Here is a 21525-nt window from a genome sequence, read left to right on the forward strand (position 1 = left end):
GAGGCGTATTTCAAGTGCCAGAGCAGCCAAGCCACCGTCTACCAGAGGAATTTGGCGGAAACGAGTGGCTCGTTGACGAACTGTACGAGCAGTACCAACAGGACAAGAATGCAGTGGACGCCAAGTGGTGGCCCCTGTTTGAATCCTTCGACTCGGGCAACGGTTCATCTTCCAACGGAAATTCCGCGCACGCCGTCAACCCTCCCACCCGGGAACTCCCTGTCGTAAAAACGGCTCCCGCAGCACCGGCACCGTCGCCGGCAGCTGCCCCTGCCACTCCCCCGGCCGCACCGTCCGCCGCTGCCCCTGCAGCAGCCCCCGCGCCTGTCAAGAAGGCCCCCGCAACCGAAGCGCGCGATGGCGGCAAGAAGACCGAAGCCGGCACCGGCTCGCAGCCCATCCCGGCCCAGCTGCCCAAGAACGTTAAGGCCCCCACGGCTCCCGAGGAAGACGTCGTCTCCGTCCTCCGCGGCCCGGCCAAGGCCATCGCCACCAACATGGTGACCAGCCTCCAGGTGCCCACCGCCACCAGCGTCCGCGCCATTCCCGCCAAGCTGCTCATCGACAACCGCGTGGTCATCAACTCCAACCTGGCCCGTGCCCGCGGCGGCAAGGTGTCCTTCACCCACCTCATCGGCTACGCCGTGATCCGGGCCCTGTCCCAGTTCCCGTCGATGAACGTGTACTACGACGAGGTGGACGGCAAGCCTGTCGCGGTCCAGCCGGCCCACGTCAACTTCGGCATCGCCATCGACATGCCCAAGCCCGACGGCACCCGCCTGCTCATGGTCCCGAACATCAAGAAGGCCGAGACCCTCAACTTCGCCGAGTTCTGGCACACTTACGAGGACCTCATCAAGCGCGCCCGCAACGGCAAGCTCACCGCTGAGGACCACCAGGGCACCACGGTGTCCCTGACCAACCCCGGCGGCATCGGCACCGTGCACTCGGTACCGCGTCTTTCCAAGGGCCAGGCGGCCATCATCGGCGTCGGCGCCCTCGACTACCCCGCCGAGTTCCAGGGCGCCAGCGAGAAGATCATCGCCCAGAACGCCATCAGCAAGGTCCTCACCCTGACCTCGACCTACGACCATCGGGTCATCCAGGGCGCCGGCAGCGGCGAGTTCCTGAAGCTGGTCCACCAGCTCCTGCTGGGCGCGCAGAACTTCTACGACGAGATCTTCGAAGCCCTGCGCATCCCCTACGAGCCTGTCCGCTGGAGCCCCGACCTGCAGGTCGACCCCGCTGACGAGATCAACAAGGTGGCCCGGATCCAGCAGCTGATCCACTCCTTCCGCGTGCGCGGCCACCTGATGGCCGACACCGATCCGCTGGAATACGTGCAGCGCAAGCACCCGGACCTTGACGTCCTCACCTACGGCCTGACCCTCTGGGACCTGGACCGCGAATGGCCCACCGGCGGTTTCGGCGGCAAGCCGATGCTGAAGTTCCGCGACATCCTGGGGGTCCTGCGCGATGCCTACTGCCGCACCACCGGCATCGAATACATGCACATCCAGGAACCTGCCGAGCGCAAGTGGTTCCAGGACCAACTGGAGCACCCCTACTCCAAGCCCAGCCGGGAAGAGCAGCTGCGGATCGTCTCCAAGCTGAACGCTGCCGAGGCCTTTGAGACGTTCCTGCAGACCAAGTTCGTGGGCCAGAAGCGCTTCTCCCTTGAGGGCGGCGAGTCCCTGATCCCGCTGTTGGACGCGATCATGTCCGATGCAGCCGACGACGGCCTGGACGAGGTCGCCATCGGTATGGCCCACCGCGGCCGCCTCAACGTCCTGACCAACATTGCCGGCAAGACCTACGCCCAGGTCTTCCGCGAATTCGAGGGCACGCAGGACCCCCGCTCCGTCCAGGGCTCCGGCGACGTCAAGTACCACCTGGGCACCGAAGGCACGTTCACCTCGGACAACGGCAAGGAAACCAAGGTCTACCTCGCCGCCAACCCGTCGCACCTGGAAGCCGTGGACTCCGTCCTTGAGGGCATCGTCCGGGCCAAGCAGGACCGGCTGGACCAGGGCGAATCATTCCCCGTCCTGCCCATCATGGTGCACGGTGACGCAGCCTTCGCCGGACAGGGTGTTGTGGCCGAAACCCTCAACCTGTCCCAGCTCCGCGGCTACCGCACCGGCGGCACCATCCACATTGTGGTCAACAACCAGGTGGGCTTCACCACCGCCCCGTCGTCCTCGCGTTCGTCCACGTACTCCACGGACGTTGCCAAGATGATCCAGGCACCGGTATTCCACGTGAACGGCGACGACCCCGAGGCCGTTGTCCGCATCGGCCAGCTTGCCTACGAGTTCCGGCAGCGCTTCCACAAGGACGTTGTCATCGACATGGTCTGCTACCGCCGCCGGGGCCACAACGAGGGTGACGACCCCTCGATGACCCAGCCGCTGATGTACAACCTGATCGAAGCCAAGCGCTCCGTCCGCAAGCTGTACACCGAGTCGCTCATTGGCCGCGGGGACATCACCGAGGAAGAAGCCGAGCAGCTGCTCCGCGACTACCAGGAACGGCTGGAGCGGGTCTTCGCCGAGACCCACGCCGCCCAGACCTCACCGATTCCGATCGTCACCGCGGATTCCGCCGCCGTGTCCGACATCGAACGGCCCAAGGCCCAGCAGTCCGATTCCAGCGTAAACGCGCCGGCCTCCACGGCCATCAGCGCCGAGACCCTGGCCCGGATCGGCAAGGCCCACGTCGAGATCCCCGAGGGCTTCACCGTCCACCCCAAGCTGAAGCAGCTGCTCGAAAAGCGCGAGCAGATGTCCCGCCAGGGCGGCATCGACTGGGGCTTCGGCGAGATCGCGGCCTTCGGGTCCCTGATCATGGAAGGCGTCCCCGTGCGCCTGGCCGGCCAGGACTCCCGCCGCGGAACGTTCGTCCAGCGCCATGCCGTCTTCCACGACCGCGCCAACGGCAAGGAATGGCTGCCCCTGGGCAACCTCTCTGATGACCAGGCCAAGCTGTGGATCTACGACTCCCTGCTGTCCGAATATGCGGCCATGGGCTTCGAGTACGGCTACTCCGTGGAGCGTCCGGATGCCCTGGTCCTCTGGGAGGCCCAGTTCGGTGACTTCGTCAACGGTGCACAGACCATCATCGACGAGTTCATCTCCTCCGCAGAGCAGAAGTGGGGACAGCGCTCCTCGCTGGTCCTGATGCTGCCGCACGGCTACGAAGGCCAGGGCCCGGACCACTCCTCGGCAAGGATCGAGCGCTTCCTGCAGCTGTGCGCGGAGGACAACATGATCGTGGCCAACCCAACCACGGCCGCCTCGCACTTCCACCTGCTGCGCCGGCAGGCTTACAGCCGCCCACGGAAGCCCTTGATCATCTTCACGCCGAAGCAGCTGCTGCGCCTGAAGGCCGCCGCCTCGTCGGTGGAGGACTTCACCAACGGCACGTTCCGCCCGGTGATCGGTGAGCATGAGCAGCTGCCGGCCACCGCCGTCGAGCGCGTCCTCCTGGTTTCCGGCCGCCTGTACTACGATCTCCTGTCCACCCGGCAGAAGACCGGCGACCAGACCACTGCCATCGTCCGCGTGGAGCAGCTGTACCCGCTGCCGCACCAGGAGATCGCTGCGGAACTCGCCAAGTACCCCAACGCCGAGGTGGTGTGGGCCCAGGACGAGCCTGCAAACCAGGGACCATGGCCATTCATCGGCCTGAACCTGCCGGAGATTCTCGACCGCCGCGTCCGCCTGGTGTCCCGGCCGGCCTCTGCCTCCACGGCCGCCGGTTCCATGAAGCGCCACGCTGCGGAACAGGATGCGCTCCTGAAGCAGGCATTTGACAGGAAGTAAGCAGTAAGGCTGCCCGGCCGGACGTCGAAATACCAGACTCCGGCCGGGCAGTTCTGTTTAATGGATGGACAGCGCCGCCTTCAACCTCCGCAGCCGCGGCGGCGACGGCGGCAGATGCCGTCCGAAGTAGACCCGTACCGAAGTAAAGAGGAACGCGTGGAAGACAGGAAGCTGCGGATCGCAGCTGTAGGAGATGAACTGCTGGCCGGACTGGGCGATCCCCGGGCGCTTGGCTGGCTGGGCCGGGTGTTGGCCCGCACTCCCCAGGACGGCATGCTGCTGGAAAGCTACGCGCTCCCCTGCCCCCAGGAAGGCACTGAGGGGCTGGCGGCGCGGTGGCTGGACGAAGCAGGCCGCCGCTTCAGCGCCCAAGCGGAGAATCGGCTCGTTATAGGCCTGTCCGGACGCGATATCGAGTTTGGCCTGTCCACGGCACGGAGCAGGCTGAACCTGGCCAACATCCTGGACTCGGCTTCCCAGAACCGGATCGAGGTTTTCGTGGTGGGACCGCCCCCCACTCTCGATCCGGCCCAGAACCGGCGCCTTGACGAGCTGAACACCGCCTTTGCGGATGTCACCACCCGCCGCAAGCACCTCTACGTCGACACCTTCTCACCCCTCCTGAACCACGAACAGTGGCGCCAGGACCTGGCCGCCAACGGCGGCACACCCGGTCAGGCCGGATATGGCCTCATGGCGTGGCTGGTTCTGCACCGCGGCTGGTTCCAGTGGCTGGGCCTGGAAGCACCGCAGTAGGCTTCGAGATATATCTTGACCCGGTCCGCCTGCGGCGATAAGTTGTAGCGGCAACGCGATATATCGTCTTTTGGAGGGACCGTGGCTGAGGAAACCTGGACTGTCGAGAGCCCGCAGACCATCGTCGTAGGAGACGTGGCGTCCCTGAAGCTGGGGATGGTACGCGGCAGCTTCCGCGTCGTGGCGCATGCCGAACCTGTGGTCCGGATTGAGGTGTCCGAGGTCCACGGCGACCCCGTCGCCGTCTCCCTCAGTGGCGGCAGGCTGGAGGTCCGGCACCAGCTGCACGGCGCGCAGGGGTGGTTCAAGAACCTCATGGAGACGGTCAATCACAACAGCGGGAATTCCGCCGTCATCACCGTTGCCGTTCCCGCCGGCACTGAGGTCGAAGCGGGAACTGTCAGCGGCGACGGCCTGGTCTCCGGCACCTCCGCCCACGTCCGCCTCAACACCGTTTCCGGCACGGTGGCAGCAGAGGGCACGTCCGGCGAACTCCAGGTCAACACCATCAGCGGAAGCGTGGCTGTCCGGGACCACCGCGGCGTACTCACCGCCAAAAGCGTCTCCGGTGAGGTTACTGCGTCCGGCCACTTCACCAATGTGCGCACCAACACGGTCAGCGGCCACCTCAGCTTCGACCTGCTCGATTTCACCCGGGATTTCGGCTCCAACTCGGTTTCCGGGGACCTCACCATCCGCCTGCCCCATGACGTAGGCGTGGACATTGTGGCCAAGTCGGCCGGCGGTGCGGTGGTTCTGGACGGACAGCAGTGCCTCCTGGCCAACGGCAAGGTGGAGACCATCGCCGGGCCGGATGGCCAATTGATGCTGGTGCGGACCAACTCGGTGTCGGGCAAGACCTCCATCTTCCACGCTCCGGCATCCGTTGACGGCGGCGAAACGGAACGCTGATGCCGCCCGTCTTCGCACACGGTGCGTTGCGCCTCTACCTCCTGGCCCTGCTCGAGAGCGGGCCCAAACACGGATACCAACTCATCAAGGCGCTCCGGGACCGGTTTGGCGGGACCTATGCACCCAGCGCCGGGACCATCTACCCGAGGCTGGGCAAGCTCGAGGAGGACGGCCTGGTGTCCACTGAGCAGGCCGGGCGCCGCACCAACTACCACATCACCCCCGCGGGCCTCGCAGAGCTGGACCGGTGCCGGGATGACCTGGCGGGCGTGGAGAACGGCATTGCAGCCTCGGTGCAACGGCGTGACGTGGAGTTGATGCTGCAGCATTTCGGTGACGACCTCCGTGCAGAACTGCGCCGGTACGCCCTGCGCGAGCCCATAGGCCCGGTGACCCTGGAAACTGTCCGTACTGTCCTGGAAGACGCCCGGGCAGCCATCCGCAGCACCCTGCGGCATTAGGGCATGACCTGCAGGCACTGCCGCAGGTCATTCGCCGTTTCCCGGTTCGCGGGGCGCCACATCATGTGGGAGACTGGAGGGCAGCTCTTTTGAGTACCAACAGTAAGGAGGCCAGCTATGAGCAAGCGTGCACGCAAGCGTCGTGACCGTAAGCGTGGCGGCGCGAACCACGGGAAGCGCCCCAACACCTAGGCAAATGCCAGGAACACGGTTCAAGCGAAGGACCCCGCAAGCCATTCGGCTTACGGGGTCCTTTGCTGTCTGCGGCCCTGATCCGGAGGCCGGCGCTTTATGCCTATGCCTCCACGGGACGGATCGCGTGGATCCTGTCCAGGATGGCGTTCTTCAGGTTATCCGGAGCGGACTCCTTGCACGAGCGCTTGACCATGTTGCGGATGACGCACTCGAGGTCGTACTGCTGGGTGCACTCAGGGCACTCATCCAGGTGGTTCTTGATCTCGGTCAAGTCCTCGCGGGTCAGCGCCCCGTCAAGGTATTCGTAGATGCGTTGCATCCGGGTGTCGTCGCAGTCGCCCAATCCCTGGCAATCGCTCATTTCCTGTTCTCCTGTGCTTTGCTTCCTGCCGCTTCCGACGTATCCACGGCTGTTTTGAATCCCCGCTCGGCGGCGTATTCCGCGAGCATGTCCCGCAACATTCGCCGGCCGCGGTGGAGCCGGGACATCACGGTGCCGATGGGCGTGTTCATGATGTCTGAGATTTCCTTGTAGGCGAAGCCCTCCACGTCAGCGAAATAGACCGCCAGGCGGAATTCCTCAGGGATATCCTGCAGCGCCCGCTTTACGTCCGAGTCCGGGAGGTGGTCCAATGCCTCGGCCTCGGCGGACCGCAGTCCGCTCGAGGTGTGCGACTCCGCCCGCGCCAGCTGCCAGTCCTCAATGCTGTCCGAGTTGGACTGCAAGGGCTCACGCTGCCGCTTGCGGTACAGGTTGATGTACGTGTTGGTGAGGATCCGGTACAGCCACGCCTTCAGGTTGGTTCCCGGCTTGTACTGGTGGAACGCCGAGAAGGCCTTGGTGTAGGCCTCCTGGACCAGGTCCTCCGCGTCCGACGGGTTCCGTGCCATGCGCATCGCAGCCGAATACAGCTGGTCCACGTACTGCATGGCGTCCCGCTCGAAGCGAAGGCGGCGCTGCTCCATGGTCTCCGCGGAGACATCCAGTTCGGTACTGTCATTTGCGTCGGCGTCGGCGGCCCGGGAACCAGGACCATCCTGACCGGACGGGAGAGGCGCGGCTCCCGCCTTGCCGTTCACTTCGGCGGGGGTGGCCTCATACATGGCCGCGGCGGCCGGATCCAAGGTGCTCATTGCCTTCAAGTCTACTGTCCGGCTTCCCGCCCGGGGCATGCCGTACTCCAGCGGCTCCGCGGCAAGAGTATCCAATGCCACCGGCCCCGCCGGTCTGGTTTCGTCCAACACCTTCCCCAAGGCCCAACTCCGCTCTGTATCGGGTGAATGATCGCCTGGGTCCCTGTCACGGACCCGACATCGATAACCGCCCTCAGCGGGCAAATATTCCCCAAAAGTGCAAGACTAGGACCGACTCCGCCGCTTGCCGCGGCTCGTCCATCCAGGAGGAAATTCATGTCCTTTGTCCGCACGCTCGCCCGGCCCATGCTTGCCTCCAGTTTCGTTCTTGCCGGACTGGATAAGCTCAAGAACTCCGACGACACCGCCCAGCAGCTCTCGCCGCTCCTGCGTAAGGCGGCGGCTTCGCTCCCCTTCCAGGCGAGCGAGAAGACGCTGGCGCGCGTCATCGGCGGAACCCAGGTGGGAGCGGGCGTCCTGTTCGGCCTTGGCAAGTTCTCCAGGCTTTCAGCCGGCCTCCTGACCGTGATTTCGCTGCTTAACACCTTTGTTGAGTGGCGCAGTGCGGATATCAGCAGCAAGGAAGGGCGGGAAAACCGCCGGAACCAGCTGCTCAAGAACCTTTCGCTAAGCGGCGGCGCGCTGCTGGCCTCGGTGGACACAGCGGGCAAGCCGGGCCTGGCCTGGCGTGCCGAACACCTGGCCGCCGATGCCCGCAGGAATGCCTCGCACCTTGCTGCCGACGCGCGCCGGACCACCACCAAGAAGCTGAACAAGGCGGACAAAGCCGTACGCCGCGCCGTACACGCCACGGGAGCATAAGCACGAATGACCGCAACAGCTGCCACCCGGGACGGGTCCGGAACACCTGTCGAGCACTGGGCCGCACCCTTTGCGTCCCGGCCCGTCGATGCCACCGTGACGGTTCCGGGATCAAAGTCCCTGACCAACAGGTACTTGGTCCTGGCCGCCTTGGCGGACGGCCCGTCCCGGCTGCGCGCACCCCTGCACTCCAGGGATTCGGCACTGATGGTCGATGCGCTCCGGCAGCTGGGCGCCTCTATCAAGGAAGTGCCGGGGGACGGCGACTTTGGCCCTGACCTGGAAGTGGTTCCGCTGCCGGCAGCGGCTGAGGCGTCCCTGACCAGAATCGACTGCGGGCTGGCGGGCACGGTCATGCGGTTCGTTCCACCGCTGGCGGCGCTCCGCAACGGAACCAGCGTCTTCGACGGCGACCCGCACGCCCGGAAGCGCCCCATGGGAACCATCATCGAGGCGCTTAAGGCCCTCGGTGTGGCCGTTGCCTCCGAAGACGGCTCCGCTCCGTCGTCGCTCCCGTTCGTGGTGGAAGGCAAGGGCGCGGTGCGGGGCGGCCATCTGGTGATCGACGCCAGCGCGTCGTCCCAGTTCGTCTCCGCCCTCCTCCTGGTGGGGGCGAGGTTCGACGAGGGCCTGCACCTGGAGCACGTGGGAAAGCCGGTGCCGAGCCTGGACCACATCAACATGACCGTGGCTGTCCTGCGCGGCGCCGGCGTGTCCGTGGACGACTCCGTTCCCAACCACTGGGTGGTGGCACCCGGGCCAATCCGTGCCTTCGACCAGCGGATCGAACAGGACCTTTCCAACGCCGGACCGTTCCTGGCGGCCGCCCTGGCCTCGAAGGGAACAGTTCGGATTCCCAACTGGCCGGCGGATACCCAGCAGGTGGGAGACCTGTGGCGCGAGATTCTCGTGAAAATGGGCGCACACGTCACCCTGTCCGACGGCGTCCTGACTGTCACCGGCGGCCCGGAGATCAAGGGCGGCGACTTCGCGGACACCAGCGAGCTTGCCCCCACCGTCGCAGCCCTGTGCGCGCTGGCCACGGGCCCATCCCGGCTCACCGGGATCGCCCACCTGCGCGGACACGAGACGGACAGGCTCGCTGCATTGGTGGCGGAAATCAACCGGCTCGGCGGGGACGCAGAGGAAACCAGCGACGGCCTGGTGATCCGGCCCGCCGCGCTGCACGCCGGCGTCGTCCGCAGCTACGCGGACCATCGAATGGCCACTGCCGGCGCCATCCTGGGCCTGGCAGTGGAGGGCGTACAGGTGGAGGACATCGCCACCACCACCAAAACCATGCCCGATTTCCCCCAGCTGTGGGCAGGCATGCTGGCCCAGGACGCCGCTGCGGCATCCGGACCGGAGGAGCCCAGCGGTGGCACGGCGCACTGACTCCTGGGACGAGTCCGACGTCCGTATCAGGCCCAACAAGAAGGGCTCCAGGCCCCGCACCAAGGACCGTCCCAGCCACGACGATGCGGTCACCGGACGGATCATCACGGTGGACCGGGGGCGGTACACCGCAGTCGTGGGTGAGGACTCGAACAACGAACGCGTGGTCATTGCGGCACGCGCCCGCGAACTTCGCCGCTCGCCGGTGGTTGCAGGCGACTTCGTCTCGCTCGTGGGGGACGTCTCCGGGGCACCGGACACGCTGGCGCGCCTGGTGAAGATCCAGGACCGCAAAACGCTCCTGCGGCGCAGCGCCGACGACACGGATCCAATCGAACGTGCCGTGGTGGCCAACGCGGACCAGCTGGTGATCGTGGTGGCGGCCGCCAATCCGGAGCCGCGGACCGGATTCATCGACCGTGCCTTGGTGGCTGCGTACGACGCCGGTATCGAGCCGATCCTGCTGGTCACCAAGGCCGACGTCAAGGATCCAGCGGAACTGCTGTCCAACTACACCCACCTGGATTTCCCGGTGATCATCAGCCGAACCGCTGACGCCCAGGCCTCCGGGATCGACGCACGCTCCGACGACGGCCTCTCGGCCCGGCTGGACAGCACCGCGGTGGCAGCCCTCCGCGCCCACCTGGGCGGCAAGGTCACCGTCATGCTCGGGCACTCAGGCGTGGGCAAGTCCACCATGGTGAACGCGCTTACTGGGGCCGAGCGGGCCACCGGCGGAGTGAACGCCGTGACGGGACGGGGCCGGCACACGTCGTCCTCTGCCCTGGCGCTGCGCCTCGCGGACGCTCCGGCCGGCAGCTGGATCATTGATACTCCGGGCATCCGGTCCTTCGGCCTCGCCCACGTGGACCCCGACCGGATCCTGCGCTCCTTCCCGGACCTCTCCCCCGGCATCGAGAACTGCGAACGGGGCTGCAAGCACACGGCAATTGCAGTGAACTGCGGCCTCGACGACTGGGTGGCGGGCGGACACGCAGGTCCCACCGGTCCCGCCCGGTTGGCGTCGCTGCGGCGGCTGCTCGGCACGGATCCAAGGTTGGAAGCACAGGAAACCAAGGAGCTCGGCAGCGTCAACTGACGCGTTCTCCCCGGCAGAAGCGTGCGCAGACTGTAGTTTGGAACCATGATCCAACCCGCTTCGAGCTACAACGATGACCTGCGCCTGGCACATGTCCTGGCCGACTCCGTGGATGACCAGACCATGAGCCGCTTCAAGGCCCTGGACCTCCACGTCGAGACCAAGCCGGACCTGACGCCGGTCACCGATGCGGACAAGGCCGCCGAAGAAGCCATCCGCGGCCAGCTCTCGCGTTCCCGCCCCCGGGACGCGGTCCTGGGCGAGGAGTTCGGCAGCACGGGACACGGGTCGCGGCGCTGGATCATCGACCCCATTGACGGGACCAAGAACTTCGTCCGCGGCGTTCCGGTCTGGGCTACCCTTATCGCCCTCGTCGACGAGGGCGAGCCGGTGGTGGGCGTGGTCAGCGCCCCGGCCCTGGGCAAGCGCTGGTGGGCGGCGAAGGGTATGGGCGCATACATGGGCAGGTCCCTGGCAGCTGCCACCCGGCTCCGCGTCTCCAACGTCTCGACACTCTCGGACGCCTCCCTCTCTTACTCCAGCCTCACGGGCTGGAAGGAACGGGGAAACCTTGACGAGTTCCTGGGCCTCACCGAGGACGTGTGGCGGACCCGTGCCTTTGGCGATTTCTGGTCGTACTGCATGGTGGCGGAGGGCTCCGTGGACATCGCCTGCGAACCGGAACTGAACCTCTACGACATGGCCGCCCTTGTGCCGATCGTCGTGGAGGCCGGCGGCCGTTTCACGTCGCTGGAAGGCGAGGACGGCCCCTTCGGCGGGAACGCGCTGGCCACCAACTCGATCCTGCACTCAGAGGTATTGCACCGCCTGAACCCTTATTTGGACGATTTGCTGTAACGGTTGGCTTTTCCCCGAAAAAACGAATAAAGCAGCGGCGGACACCTCCAGATGGGGGTGTCCGCCGCCGTTTATTCGAAATCGCGTAACAAACCGCTTAACAATCGCTGCGGGTTCAGTCCTGTCAGCCGCATGTCCTACGCTTTTATCCAGGTCACGAGTGCCAGCGCTAAACCCCGGTTTGCTGGCCGGCAACCCTCCATTCGCGGTGGGGTGCCCCGGGTGACGACCAGGCCGGTCCGGAGCGGATGCGGCAAGCGCGGATTCCACTATGCCGGAGTCCTGTATCCAAGTGAGGTCTCTGTGACAACTGCCACCGTCTCCCCCCAGCCCGTCAGCACCGAAGCGGCAGTTGCTGAACGGCATGCCGTTGCCGGCCGGCCCCTCGCGGCAGTCACCGGAGCCGAGATCCAGGCGCCGCTGATCACCGGCGGCCACGTGCGGTACGCAAACCTGGATTACGGCGCCTCGGCCCCTGCACTCTCCGTGGTGTCTGCCTACCTGAACGAAATCCTGCCCTACTACGCCAGCGTCCACCGGGGAGCAGGATACGCCTCCCAGATCAGCACCTCTGTCTACGAGAACGCGCGCACCATCGTCCGCGATTTCGTCGGCGGCCGCCCGGACGACTCGGTCATTTTCACCCGCAACACCACCGACTCGCTGAACCTCCTGGCAGGTTGCCTCCCGGTCACCGATGGCCGCCCTGACGGCGATGTCCTCTACCTGGACATCGAACACCACGCGAACCTGCTGCCGTGGCAGGGCGTGCCCCACCGCAGCATCGTGGCCGCGGAGACGATCACCGGCACCCTCGACGCAGTCTGCGCGGAGCTGGAGCAGGGCGGGGTCAGCCTGCTGGCCGTCACCGGCGCTTCAAACGTCACCGGCGAGATCCTTCCCATCCGCGCCCTGGCCGCGCTGGCCCACGAGCACGGCGCACGGATCGTGGTGGATGCGGCCCAGCTGGCACCGCACCGCCGGGTGGACATCAGCACGGATGACATCGACTACATCGCGTTTTCCGGCCACAAGCTTTACGCACCGTTCGGCGCCGGCGTCCTGGTGGGACGGCCTGACTGGCTGGACGCGGGCGTCCCGCACCTTGCCGGCGGCGGCGCGGTCAAGGAAGCAAGGCTCGACGGCGTCAGCTGGGCCAGCGGCCCGGCCCGCCATGAGGGGGGCTCGCCGAACGTCCTCGGAGCCGCCACGCTGGCCCGCGCCACCCAGGTCATTGCTGAGCTCGACCAGGACCGGTGGCACGCCCACGAAGCCGCGATCCGCTCCTTCCTGGTGGAGGGCCTGCAGGACATCGACGGCGTTACCGTGCACCAGATCTTCAAGGACAGCAACCCGGAAACGGACACCATCGGCGTGGTTAACTTCTCCGTGGAGGGCTACGACGCGGGGCTGGTGGCCGCCTATCTCGCCGCCGAGCACGGCGTGGGCCTGCGCGATGGACGCTTCTGCGCCCATCCCCTGCTGAAGCGCCTTGGCCTGCCGTCCGGTTCGCTCCGCGCAAGTTTTGGCGTCGGCTCACGGCTGGAGGATGCCGAACGCCTCCTCGCCGGTATCCGTGCGCTGCGCAGCAACGGGCTGGGGTGGGACTACGTGGTGGACGCCGGGCGCTGGGTCCCCGCCAACGACTTCCGCACCTACCCGCACTGGGCGCCCAACACGCCGGGAACGGCCGGCGCGGCCCCCTGCATCGACGACTGAGCAGCTGCAGCAAAGAGGGTGCCCCTTGGGGCACCAGCCGGTGACCGTCCGTGCGGTACATTCGAGAGACGTCCACATCGGCAGCACACGAAGGAGGCCACGCTTGGTTCGGGGTGGCCCCAGGCTCGATCACGGGCGGCGCCGGGAGCTTGGCCAGAGCTTCCAGGACGGCGGCGGGCACTACCACCGCGTCCGCCCCGGATATCCGGAAGACTCGGTCCGCTGGCTGGTGCCCACCAGCGCCCATGAGGCACTGGACGTCGGCGCGGGTACCGGAAAGTTCACCTCCTTGCTGCTGGACCTGGGCCTGGACGTCACCGCCGTCGACCCCTCCGCGGACATGCTCGCCCAGCTGAAGACCCACTGCCCGGGCGCCGCAGCTGTGGTGGGCTCCGCCGAGGTGACCGGCCTTCCCACCGCCAGCTTCGACGTCGTAACCGTTGCCCAGGCGTGGCACTGGTGCGACCCGCTGGCCGCAAGTACCGAACTCGCCCGGGTGCTGCGCCCGCATGGAACCCTGGGCCTGGTATGGAACCAGCTGGACACCTCCGTGCCCTGGGTACACCGCCTTTCCCGGATCATGCACGCAGGTGACGTGTACCGGCCTGGCCACAAACCCGTCGTGGGGCCTGAATTCCAAGGTCTCGAGGGACACGTCAGCCACTGGCAGGACACTGTGACGACCACGGACCTGATGGAGCTCACCAAGTCACGCAGCTACTACCTGCGCGCCAACGAGGCAACGAGGGCCAAGGTCTTGGCCAACCTGGACTGGTACCTGCACGAGCACCTTGCCTACGCCCCGGACCAGCAGATCCACCTTCCCTACCTCACGCTCGCCTGGCGCGCGGTCAAGGCATGACCAGTGCAGCGGACTCTGCCGCCGCGGCCCAACCGGTAGGCTTGAACCTGTGAAGACCAGCGCGCCCTCCTCCTCGATCGAGGACTACGTCAAGGTCATCTATTCGTTCACGGAATGGCAGGACAAGCCCATCACGTCCTCGCAGCTGGCACAGCGGCTGGGCGTGGCCAATTCCTCGGTTTCGGAGATGGTCCGCAAGCTCAAGGACCAGGGCCTGGTGGACCATAAGCCGTACAGCGCCGTCACCCTCACCGAGGCCGGCCTGCGGCTGGCCCTGGCCATGGTCCGCCGCCACCGGCTGATCGAGACCTACCTTGTCCAGCGCCTTGGCTACAGCTGGGACGAGGTCCACGATGAAGCTGAACAGCTGGAGCACGCGGTCTCGGACACGTTCATTGAACGCGTCGCGGCGAAGCTCGGGGACCCTAAGCGGGACCCGCACGGCGACCCCATCCCCACCGCCGACGGCCAGGTACTGATGCCGCGCGCCCACCTGCTCGCCGAACTGGACGAAGGCCACAGCGGCCGGATCACCCGGATCAGCGATGACAACCCAGAGCTGCTGCGGTACCTCGCCGCCCAGGACATCGACCTCGATGCCGAGGTGGAGGTGGTGGGACGGCGCCCGTTTGGCGGCCCCATGGTGGTGCGGATCGGCAGTTCGGGCACGCCCCGGGACTACGACCTGGCCGATGAAATCGCCTCAGCGCTGTGGGTCTCCAGCGACACCCCGCACCCTGGCTGCGTCCTGGGCGGATCCTGACGTGGCGATGCCCAACGGCTCGGCGTGGCTGGCCGTGGCCGCCGGCGGGCTGATCGGCAGCGAACTGCGGTACGGGCTGGGGCTGGCATTCCCGGACGCACCCGGCTCCCTCCCCTGGGCCACGCTGGCCATCAACATCAGCGGCAGTTTCGTCCTGGCGGCCCTGACCACAGTCTGGATGGCCCGCCCGCACACGGCATTCTGGCTGCGGGCAGCGGTGGGACCCGGCCTGCTGGGCTCCTTCACCACCTTCTCGGCAGTCATCTACGCCTCGGACCAGCTGGCGCGCGCCTCCGCCCACCCGGTATGGATCACCTATCTGGGCCTGTCCCTGGTCCTCGGCCTGGCGGCCGCCGGCGCCGGGTGGCGGACCGGCAGGTTCCTATCGTGCAGCCGGGATGGCCGGCCATGATCGCTGCGGCCCTGGTGGGGGTATTTGGCGTGGCCGGCGCCCTCCTGCGGTTCGGGGTGGACAGCTGGTTTGCGCACCACAGCAGCATCCGAAGCGTCCGCGCGGACGGCCGCGGAGCCCTGCACTGGCCCTGGGCCACCCTGCTGGTCAATGTGGTGGGGTGCTTCGTCATCGGGCTCTCCCACGGCCTGACCACCGGACTGGGACTGGGCACCGAATGGCAGCTGGGTCTGGCCACCGGCTTGGCCGGAGGGCTCACCACTTTCAGTTCCTGGACCACGGCCACCATCCGCCTGCTCAGCGAAGCACGGTTCGGCTCGGCGGTGCTGAACGTGGCGGTCAACCTTGCGTTGGGCTTTGCTGCTGCGGCCGCGGGCATCGCCCTGGTCGGCTGAGTTCCGGAGCCCGGCTCCAGCCCGGCCCGGCCCGGCCAGGCCCGGCCAGGCCCGGCCAGGCGATTTGGCCGCCTCCCGTATGGTTGAAGGTGATGATCAGCAGACGCGACGCGGCAATAACCCTTGATGTTCCCCTTGAAATGGCACAGCGCCATGGCCTGCCCAAGTGGATGACGGAGGCCGAGCTCCGTGCCATCCTGGACAATCCCCCGCCCTGGCTGGTGCAGTCGCGCGCCAACCGGACGGGAAAGCGGCCCGTCTGGGTGCACTTGGAATGCGCCGTCTGTGGCTATGAGGAAGCGGCGCGGCCCAAGAAGTGGTGGCCCGACTTTACGTACGTGGTGTGCGGACACCACGCCCCAGCGGAGGTTCCGCCTGTCCGCGCCGGCCACGTCCGCAGCGAGTACGACGGCGTGGGGACCCGTTTCGTGGGCATCGCGGACGTGGAAGCGCCCCCGGTTCGTCCGTAGGTCACCGGGCGTTGCCTGCCCAGGGTGCCTGACCGCCGTCGAACCTTAAGCCGTGCCGTTTCCCGTCATTTCCTCCGGAACAGCGGTGATGTGCAGTTCGGCGCCGTCGCGCAGCACTGCCACGTCGAGCGGCTGGCCGATGGCGTCCGCAAACAGGAGCCGCTGCAGGCTCTCGGCGTTGTTCACGGCGCGGCCACCCGCCGTGATGATGATGTCCCCTGCGGACAGGCCCGCCTTGTCCGCGGGCGAACCGGGCAGCACCTCCACGACACGAAGTCCTTCGCGCAGCCCGGTCCGGATCACCGCACTGGGTGTGAGCTGGATGGGAGTGCTGACAAGGCCAAGGTAGGCGCGGCGCACCCGCCCGTCCGCCAGCAGCGCGAAAATGATCCTGCGGGTGGTGGCGTTGATGGGGATGGCCAGTCCCAGGCCGGCGCCCGCCACCGCGGTGTTGATGCCCACGATCCTGGCATGGGTGTCCGCGAGCGCACCGCCGGAGTTTCCGGGGTTCAGGGCCGCGTCCGTCTGGATGACGTCCTCGATGACACGCCGGTTACCGCCTGACCAGACAGGTATGGCACGGCCCAGGCCGCTGACCACCCCTGCGGTCACGGAACCTGCCAGACCCAGGGGGTTCCCCACCGCCACCACAAGCTGCCCCACACGCAGGGTCTCCGCCGCGCCAAACACGGCGGGCCGGACCTTGGGCCGGGAACCGTGGACCACCGCGAGATCGGACAGGGGGTCTGCGCCCACCAGCTCGAGTTCCATCCTGGTGCCGTCGCCAAAGACAGCGTAGCCCTGCCGGGTACCGGCCACGACGTGCGAATTCGTGAGCAGGTAGCCGTCCTCCGTGAAAAGTACGGCCGAGCCCGCTCCCACCCTGACCCGGCCATTACGGCGCTGGGCAGTCATCTCGATCGCCGCCACATGCGGGGTCACCGCAGCCGCTACCCGCATGACGGTCCGGGAATAGGCATCCAGAACGTCGTCGTCCTCCGGTTGCTGGGGTTCCGGCGCCTGCTCCACGGCGCACCTCCTGCCTGCGTTTCCGCCCTGATCCGCCATGTTCCGTTCTATACGCTTGTGGCGGTGGTTTGCCCTGTTGGGGCCTTATAGAAGAAAACGACGGCCGGGGCATCTCCAGTCCCGGCTTCGCTACGCCTTGGGTGAAACCGCCACCCGTGCGCGGCTGCTGTCCAGGCCCTAGGATCGGTACCATGACTGATTCCCCTGCAGGATCTCAAACCGAAATCCTGCCCGCCGATGAGTGCTGGAAGTATCTTCGGTCGTCCTACATCGGCAGGCTGGCGGTCATCAACGGTGACGTTCCGGAGATCTTTCCCGTGAATTTCTCCGTGACTGGGGAAACGCTGGTCTTCCGCACCGCGCCGGGCACGAAGCTCCGCGCGCTGCTCAGCGGTGCAGTTGCCGCCTTCGAGGTGGACGGGCTCAATCCGTATGCCACGGAAGTCTGGAGCGTGGTGGCGAAGGGCAGGCCGGAACCCTTCGACGAAACCCGGATGTCCCTGCCGGACGGTGACGCCGACCGGGAACCGTGGCAGCCCGGTATCAAGGACCACCTGGTGGCCCTCACGCCCACGGACCTCACCGGGCGCACGTTCGCGGTAAGGTCACGGACGCGGTGGTGGCCTCCAGTGGATTTTTCCGCCGACTGGTTGTAGGAACTGGCTTTCGGTACGGCCCGCTTTGGACCGGATTCTCCCGTTTAGCTGGACGCTTCAGGGCTTGAGGACCACTTTGAGCGCTTTGGTTTCGGCAGCGCGGGAGAAGGTGTCGTAGGCATCGAGGAACTGATCGAAGCCAAAATGATGGGTGGCGAACTTTTCCGCACGGATCTTTCCCTGTGATACCAGCTTGAGCAGCATGGGCGTGGTGTTGGTATTCACCAGGCCCATGCTGATGTTGATGTTCTGGATCCAAAGATCTTCGAGGTGCAGTTCCACCGGTTTTCCGTGCACGCCCACGTTGGCCACCGAACCGCCCGGCCGGACAATCTCGGTGCACATAGCGAACGTTGCGGGCACGCCCACCGCTTCGATGGCCACGTCGACGCCGTAGCCGCCTGTGAGGGCAAGGACCTGTTCCTTCCAATCAGCGCTGCCGGAGAGGACCGTGTCCGTCGCCCCGAACTCCTTTGCTTTGTGGAGGCGGTTGGCGTCCAGGTCAATGGCCACCACGGTGGCGGCGCCATACAGTCCTGCCGTGGTGATCGCCGCCAGGCCCACCGGCCCTGCACCCACCACAGCCACGCTGTCCCCGGGCTTGACCCGGCCGTACTGGACACCTATTTCGAATCCGGTGGGAAGGATGTCCGAGAGCATGACTGCTTGTTCGTCGCTGACGCCGGGAGGCAACAGGTGCAGCGAGTTCTCGGCGTAGGGCACGCGGACGTACTCGGCCTGGGTACCGTCGATCAGGTGGCCAAAGATCCATCCGGTGCCTTGCTGGCCTTCTGCTCCCAGGCAGTGCGAGTACAGGCCTGTCCTGCAGTTGATGCAGTGGCCGCAGGACTTGATGCACGAGATGATGACGCGATCGTTGGCTTTCAGGCCCGTCACGGAGGGGCCGGTTTCCACGACGGTCCCCACTCCCTCGTGGCCCAGGATCCGGCCCTTCTGCACGGCGGGTACGTCACCTTTGAGGATGTGCAGGTCGGTACCGCAGATGGTGGTGGTATCGACTCTAACGATGGCATCGCCGGGTTGCTGGATGCGGGGATCCGGGACGTCGGTCCAGGACTTTTCGCCGGGTCCGCCGTAGACGAGGGCTTTCATGGGCTAATTCCTTAATGTGAGGGCCGGCTTTGCGGCCGCCTGCCGGTTTGGGATGGCTGGCCATGCGGTGGCTGCGTTGAGGCGGGTGGCGTTTGTGTGTGTTGGCTTTCGGCGGGATGCGTTTCGCCGGGCTTGCGGCCCGGAAGGCGTTTCCCCGGTGTCCATACGGTCCGGAGTTTGGCCAGGTGCACGGTTGCCAGCACCAGGAACAGCGCCGAGAGTGCAAGCGCCTGCAGGAGTGCGGCCCCGTCCGGTGCTGCCCCGAACAGGGGCTTGACCAGTTCGCCCACCGCCAGGGAGAAGATGAGCGTGAAGCCCAGGACCTGCAGGGCCGGCAGGAGCAGCAACCCTGTCCGGTGGTTCCGGTATGCCAGGAAGGACAGGATCAGGAACCCGGGCATGATGAAGCAAAGGTCCAGGATGAAGATTGAGTAGAGGGAGTCGATTTGATCGCCCGTCGCCATGAGGGGCAGGAGCATCCCGATCCAGAGGGGATAGAAAATCAGGGGCTGAAGAATGGCACCCGAGCCGACGTAATCCTCACCGCGCGGGGCAGGGATACCGACGGGTTTGCGCGGTCCAGGCTGGCTCCCGCCGTGGCCAGCGCCCAAAAAGACAGTGCGAAGACGGCCATGTACAGCAGGTACAAGCCGTTGTAAGTCCGCTCGATGACGTAGATTCCGTAGGCGTAGAAGAGGTAGCCGAGGAGCCCAAGGGCCACAATTTGGTGCTTGGTCCTTTGCGGCCCGGCTGCATACGCCAGGTACAGCAGACCGAGCCCCGCCCCCAGGGAGAGCAGGTCCTGGGAGTACGCCCCGGGCACAAGCCTTGGGGCGACCACGCCGTCATAGATTTCCATTCGCAATATTCCTGTTGCTGCAGCGCCCAGCGCCAGCAGTCCGGCAACAGCCCACAGCAGGCGGTTGAGGAACAGATGCGTCAGCATGGCCACCTTTCGCAGGAAGAGTCAGGTTCCCGGGGCTCTCCCACAGCGTCGCATTCGCCCTGGCCGGCCTCCAAGGGCCATAGGTCCTTCCTTCCATGCCAGGCCTTTATGCCCTTTCCGCAAGCAGGAGAGTTGCCTACGCTGTGGCCTATGACTGACAACACGAACGTACCGGCGCCGGAAATCCTTGACACGGCGGAATGCTGGACACTCCTCTCCCAAACCGGGGTGGGGCGGCTCGCCGTCATCGCCGACGGCCACCCCGACGTCTTCCCCGTCAACTACAAGGTGGACGGCCAAACGCTGGTGTTCCGCACCGGCAGCGGCACCAAGCAGCAGGCAATCCAGTCGGATGCCGCGGTTGCACTGGAAGCCGATGCTGTCAGCCCGCAGTTCGGCCTTGCCTGGAGCGTCGTTATCAAGGGCAAGGCACAGGAGACCACGCCCACGGGCCCCGACCTCGACGACATCCGCCGTGCCCTGTTTCCCTGGCAGGGCGTAGGGCAGGAGCACTTCATCCGCATCACGCCGGAGTCCATCACGGGGAGGCGTTTTACAGTAAACGCGCCGCTGCTGTGGCAAACCCCGCTGGACGACGCAACCCGCGCCGGCTTCGAATAGGCGGCCGCCGGGCAGGAGACGCCGGCAGGACAACGGACAGGAGAACGCTGTGCGGGCATGGTGGGTGAACCAGCCGGGGCCCATATCCACCCATCCACTGCTGCTGGGTGAGCGGCCCACCCCCAGACCTGCCGCCGGCGAACTCCTGGTGGAAGTGAGCGTTTGCGGCGTCTGCCGGACAGACCTCCACCTCGCTGAAGGAGACCTGGCGCCGCGGCATCCGCACGTGGTGCCAGGCCACGAAGCAGTCGGCGTCGTCATTGAAACGGGGGCGGATTGCACGCGGTTCACAGTAGGTGACAGGGTTGGCGTGGCGTGGCTCGGCGGGACCTGCGGCCGGTGCCCCTACTGCCGCCGAAGTGAAGAGAACCTTTGCTCGTCACCCGTCTTTACCGGCTGGGACAGGGATGGGGGCTACGCAGAGCACCTGACGGTAGCGGAGGACTTTGCCTACCCTCTGCCTGCCTCATTTACCGACGAACAAGCTGCGCCGTTGCTGTGTTCCGGAATTATCGGGTACCGCGCCCTGAAACGCGCAGCCCTGCCGGTCGGCGGGCGCCTGGGCATCTACGGCTTCGGCAGTTCAGCCCACATCACCGCGCAACTGGCACTCAAACAGGGCGCCTCTGTGTTCGTCATGACCCGGTCCCCGGGCGCACGGTCACTGGCGTTGGACCTGGGAGCGGAGTATGCAGGGGACGCGTACGCCGAACCGCCGGTACCGCTCGATTCCGCCATCCTGTTTGCACCGGCAGGTGACCTCGTTCCCGTCGCCCTGCGTGCCCTCGACCGCGGCGGGACGCTGACAATCGCGGGCATCCACCTGAGCGACATCCCGGCCCTGGATTACGCCAGGGAGCTCTTTTTTGAACGGCAGGTGCGCAGCGTGACAGCCAACACCAGGAGGGACGGGCAGGAGTTCCTGACCCTCGCAGCCCGGCTTTCCCTGGCCCTCACCACCACGGTGTACCCGTTTGCCGCTGCCGATAAGGCCCTGGAAGACCTGGCGGCGGACAGGATAACCGGGTCGGCGGTCCTGCGGGTCCGCCCCGAACAGGCTGTGCAATAGTTTCTGCAGGCCGC

Annotated in this window: 24 protein-coding genes and 1 riboswitch; of the genes, 18 read left to right on the forward strand and 6 right to left on the reverse strand. The window is 66.4% G+C overall.

The features are described from left to right. The first annotated feature begins 14 nt into the window (after nt 1–14). The 5 genes from LFT44_RS12780 (at nt 15) to LFT44_RS22145 (ending at nt 6145) form a co-directional block, all read left to right on the forward strand. Nucleotides 15–3824, forward strand: coding sequence for a multifunctional oxoglutarate decarboxylase/oxoglutarate dehydrogenase thiamine pyrophosphate-binding subunit/dihydrolipoyllysine-residue succinyltransferase subunit (locus LFT44_RS12780; RefSeq protein WP_236798826.1), 3810 nt, complete (start codon nt 15–17; stop codon nt 3822–3824). Nucleotides 3825–3980: 156 nt separating this feature from the next. Next, a complete protein-coding gene (locus tag LFT44_RS12785; protein WP_236798827.1) occupies nt 3981–4580 on the forward strand; it encodes a GDSL-type esterase/lipase family protein in 600 nt (199 codons plus the stop codon). A gap of 81 nt (nt 4581–4661) precedes the next feature. After that, nucleotides 4662–5492, forward strand: coding sequence for a DUF4097 family beta strand repeat-containing protein (locus tag LFT44_RS12790; RefSeq protein ID WP_236798832.1), 831 nt, complete (start codon nt 4662–4664; stop codon nt 5490–5492). Next, on the forward strand, nt 5492–5953 hold the full coding sequence (locus LFT44_RS12795; protein WP_236798839.1) for a PadR family transcriptional regulator: 462 nt from the start codon (nt 5492–5494) through the stop codon (nt 5951–5953). The genes LFT44_RS12790 and LFT44_RS12795 overlap by 1 nt, the downstream gene beginning before the upstream one ends. A 117-nt stretch (nt 5954–6070) precedes the next feature. Continuing rightward, nucleotides 6071–6145, forward strand: coding sequence for a 50S ribosomal protein bL37 (locus LFT44_RS22145; RefSeq protein ID WP_369299106.1), 75 nt, complete (start codon nt 6071–6073; stop codon nt 6143–6145). Nucleotides 6146–6248: 103 nt separating this feature from the next. Here LFT44_RS22145 and rsrA read toward each other — a convergent pair whose 3' ends face one another. Both rsrA and LFT44_RS12805 read right to left on the reverse strand, forming a co-directional pair. Beyond that, on the reverse strand, nt 6249–6509 hold the full coding sequence (gene rsrA, locus LFT44_RS12800) for a mycothiol system anti-sigma-R factor (RefSeq protein ID WP_236798840.1): 261 nt from the start codon (nt 6507–6509) through the stop codon (nt 6249–6251). Further along, nucleotides 6506–7363, reverse strand: a complete 858-nt coding sequence (locus tag LFT44_RS12805) for a sigma-70 family RNA polymerase sigma factor (RefSeq protein ID WP_373462123.1) — start codon at nt 7361–7363, stop codon at nt 6506–6508. The genes rsrA and LFT44_RS12805 overlap by 4 nt, the downstream gene beginning before the upstream one ends. 195 nt (nt 7364–7558) lie before the next feature. Here LFT44_RS12805 and LFT44_RS12810 point away from each other — a divergent pair, with 195 nt between their 5' ends. The 10 genes from LFT44_RS12810 (at nt 7559) to LFT44_RS12855 (ending at nt 16077) form a co-directional block, all read left to right on the forward strand. Then, nucleotides 7559–8104, forward strand: coding sequence for a DoxX family protein (locus LFT44_RS12810; RefSeq protein WP_236798841.1), 546 nt, complete (start codon nt 7559–7561; stop codon nt 8102–8104). 6 nt (nt 8105–8110) lie between these two features. Continuing rightward, nucleotides 8111–9499 (forward strand): 3-phosphoshikimate 1-carboxyvinyltransferase, encoded by a 1389-nt coding sequence (aroA, locus tag LFT44_RS12815; RefSeq protein WP_236798842.1) that lies wholly within the window; start codon nt 8111–8113, stop codon nt 9497–9499. Continuing rightward, nucleotides 9483–10598: a ribosome small subunit-dependent GTPase A gene (gene rsgA / locus LFT44_RS12820; protein WP_236798843.1), complete on the forward strand. Its 1116-nt coding sequence runs from the start codon at nt 9483–9485 to the stop codon at nt 10596–10598. Before aroA ends, rsgA begins: the two co-directional genes overlap by 17 nt. A gap of 45 nt (nt 10599–10643) precedes the next feature. Continuing rightward, a complete protein-coding gene (gene hisN / locus LFT44_RS12825) occupies nt 10644–11456 on the forward strand; it encodes a histidinol-phosphatase (RefSeq protein WP_236798844.1) in 813 nt (270 codons plus the stop codon). 152 nt (nt 11457–11608) lie between these two features. Next, nucleotides 11609–11722: riboswitch (SAM riboswitch) on the forward strand. 37 nt (nt 11723–11759) lie between these two features. Continuing rightward, nucleotides 11760–13175 carry an aminotransferase class V-fold PLP-dependent enzyme gene (locus LFT44_RS12830; RefSeq protein WP_236798845.1) on the forward strand — a complete coding sequence of 472 codons (1416 nt, stop codon included), beginning with the start codon at nt 11760–11762 and terminating at the stop codon, nt 13173–13175. 103 nt (nt 13176–13278) lie between these two features. Continuing rightward, nucleotides 13279–14037, forward strand: a complete 759-nt coding sequence (locus LFT44_RS12835) for a class I SAM-dependent methyltransferase (RefSeq protein WP_236798846.1) — start codon at nt 13279–13281, stop codon at nt 14035–14037. 49 nt (nt 14038–14086) lie between these two features. Then, nucleotides 14087–14800: a metal-dependent transcriptional regulator gene (locus LFT44_RS12840; protein ID WP_236798847.1), complete on the forward strand. Its 714-nt coding sequence runs from the start codon at nt 14087–14089 to the stop codon at nt 14798–14800. 7 nt (nt 14801–14807) lie between these two features. Continuing rightward, on the forward strand, nt 14808–15212 hold the full coding sequence (locus LFT44_RS12845) for a fluoride efflux transporter FluC (RefSeq protein ID WP_236802893.1): 405 nt from the start codon (nt 14808–14810) through the stop codon (nt 15210–15212). Next, nucleotides 15209–15607 carry a fluoride efflux transporter FluC gene (locus tag LFT44_RS12850; protein WP_236798848.1) on the forward strand — a complete coding sequence of 133 codons (399 nt, stop codon included), beginning with the start codon at nt 15209–15211 and terminating at the stop codon, nt 15605–15607. The genes LFT44_RS12845 and LFT44_RS12850 overlap by 4 nt, the downstream gene beginning before the upstream one ends. 92 nt (nt 15608–15699) lie before the next feature. After that, entirely contained in the window at nt 15700–16077 is a 378-nt protein-coding gene (locus LFT44_RS12855; protein ID WP_236798849.1) for a hypothetical protein, read from the forward strand. A gap of 45 nt (nt 16078–16122) precedes the next feature. Here the strand turns inward: LFT44_RS12855 and LFT44_RS12860 are convergent, their stop codons facing one another. Further along, nucleotides 16123–17106, reverse strand: a complete 984-nt coding sequence (locus LFT44_RS12860) for a S1C family serine protease (protein ID WP_236798850.1) — start codon at nt 17104–17106, stop codon at nt 16123–16125. Nucleotides 17107–17297: 191 nt separating this feature from the next. Between LFT44_RS12860 and LFT44_RS12865 the strand changes: the two genes are divergently transcribed. After that, nucleotides 17298–17762: a pyridoxamine 5'-phosphate oxidase family protein gene (locus LFT44_RS12865; protein ID WP_236798851.1), complete on the forward strand. Its 465-nt coding sequence runs from the start codon at nt 17298–17300 to the stop codon at nt 17760–17762. 57 nt (nt 17763–17819) lie between these two features. Here LFT44_RS12865 and LFT44_RS12870 read toward each other — a convergent pair whose 3' ends face one another. Genes LFT44_RS12870 through LFT44_RS12880 form a run of 3 tightly spaced genes read right to left on the reverse strand, consistent with a single transcriptional unit; the run spans nt 17820 to nt 19821 of the window. Continuing rightward, nucleotides 17820–18875: a zinc-dependent alcohol dehydrogenase family protein gene (locus tag LFT44_RS12870; RefSeq protein ID WP_236798852.1), complete on the reverse strand. Its 1056-nt coding sequence runs from the start codon at nt 18873–18875 to the stop codon at nt 17820–17822. Between the two features lie 11 nt (nt 18876–18886). Continuing rightward, nucleotides 18887–19354 (reverse strand): hypothetical protein, encoded by a 468-nt coding sequence (locus LFT44_RS12875; protein WP_236798853.1) that lies wholly within the window; start codon nt 19352–19354, stop codon nt 18887–18889. 23 nt (nt 19355–19377) lie between these two features. Further along, on the reverse strand, nt 19378–19821 hold the full coding sequence (locus tag LFT44_RS12880; RefSeq protein ID WP_236798854.1) for a hypothetical protein: 444 nt from the start codon (nt 19819–19821) through the stop codon (nt 19378–19380). Nucleotides 19822–19971: 150 nt separating this feature from the next. On the opposite strand from LFT44_RS12880, the gene LFT44_RS12885 reads away from it, so the two are divergent. After that, the gene (locus LFT44_RS12885; protein ID WP_236798855.1) at nt 19972–20442 is read left to right on the forward strand and encodes a pyridoxamine 5'-phosphate oxidase family protein; all 471 of its coding nucleotides are present in this window, start codon (nt 19972–19974) and stop codon (nt 20440–20442) included. 49 nt (nt 20443–20491) lie between these two features. After that, entirely contained in the window at nt 20492–21511 is a 1020-nt protein-coding gene (locus LFT44_RS12890; RefSeq protein ID WP_236798856.1) for a zinc-dependent alcohol dehydrogenase family protein, read from the forward strand. Nucleotides 21512–21525 lie beyond the last annotated feature (14 nt).

Source organism: Arthrobacter sp. FW306-05-C (assembly GCF_021801725.1).
Taxonomy (GTDB): Bacteria; Actinomycetota; Actinomycetes; order Actinomycetales; family Micrococcaceae; genus Arthrobacter.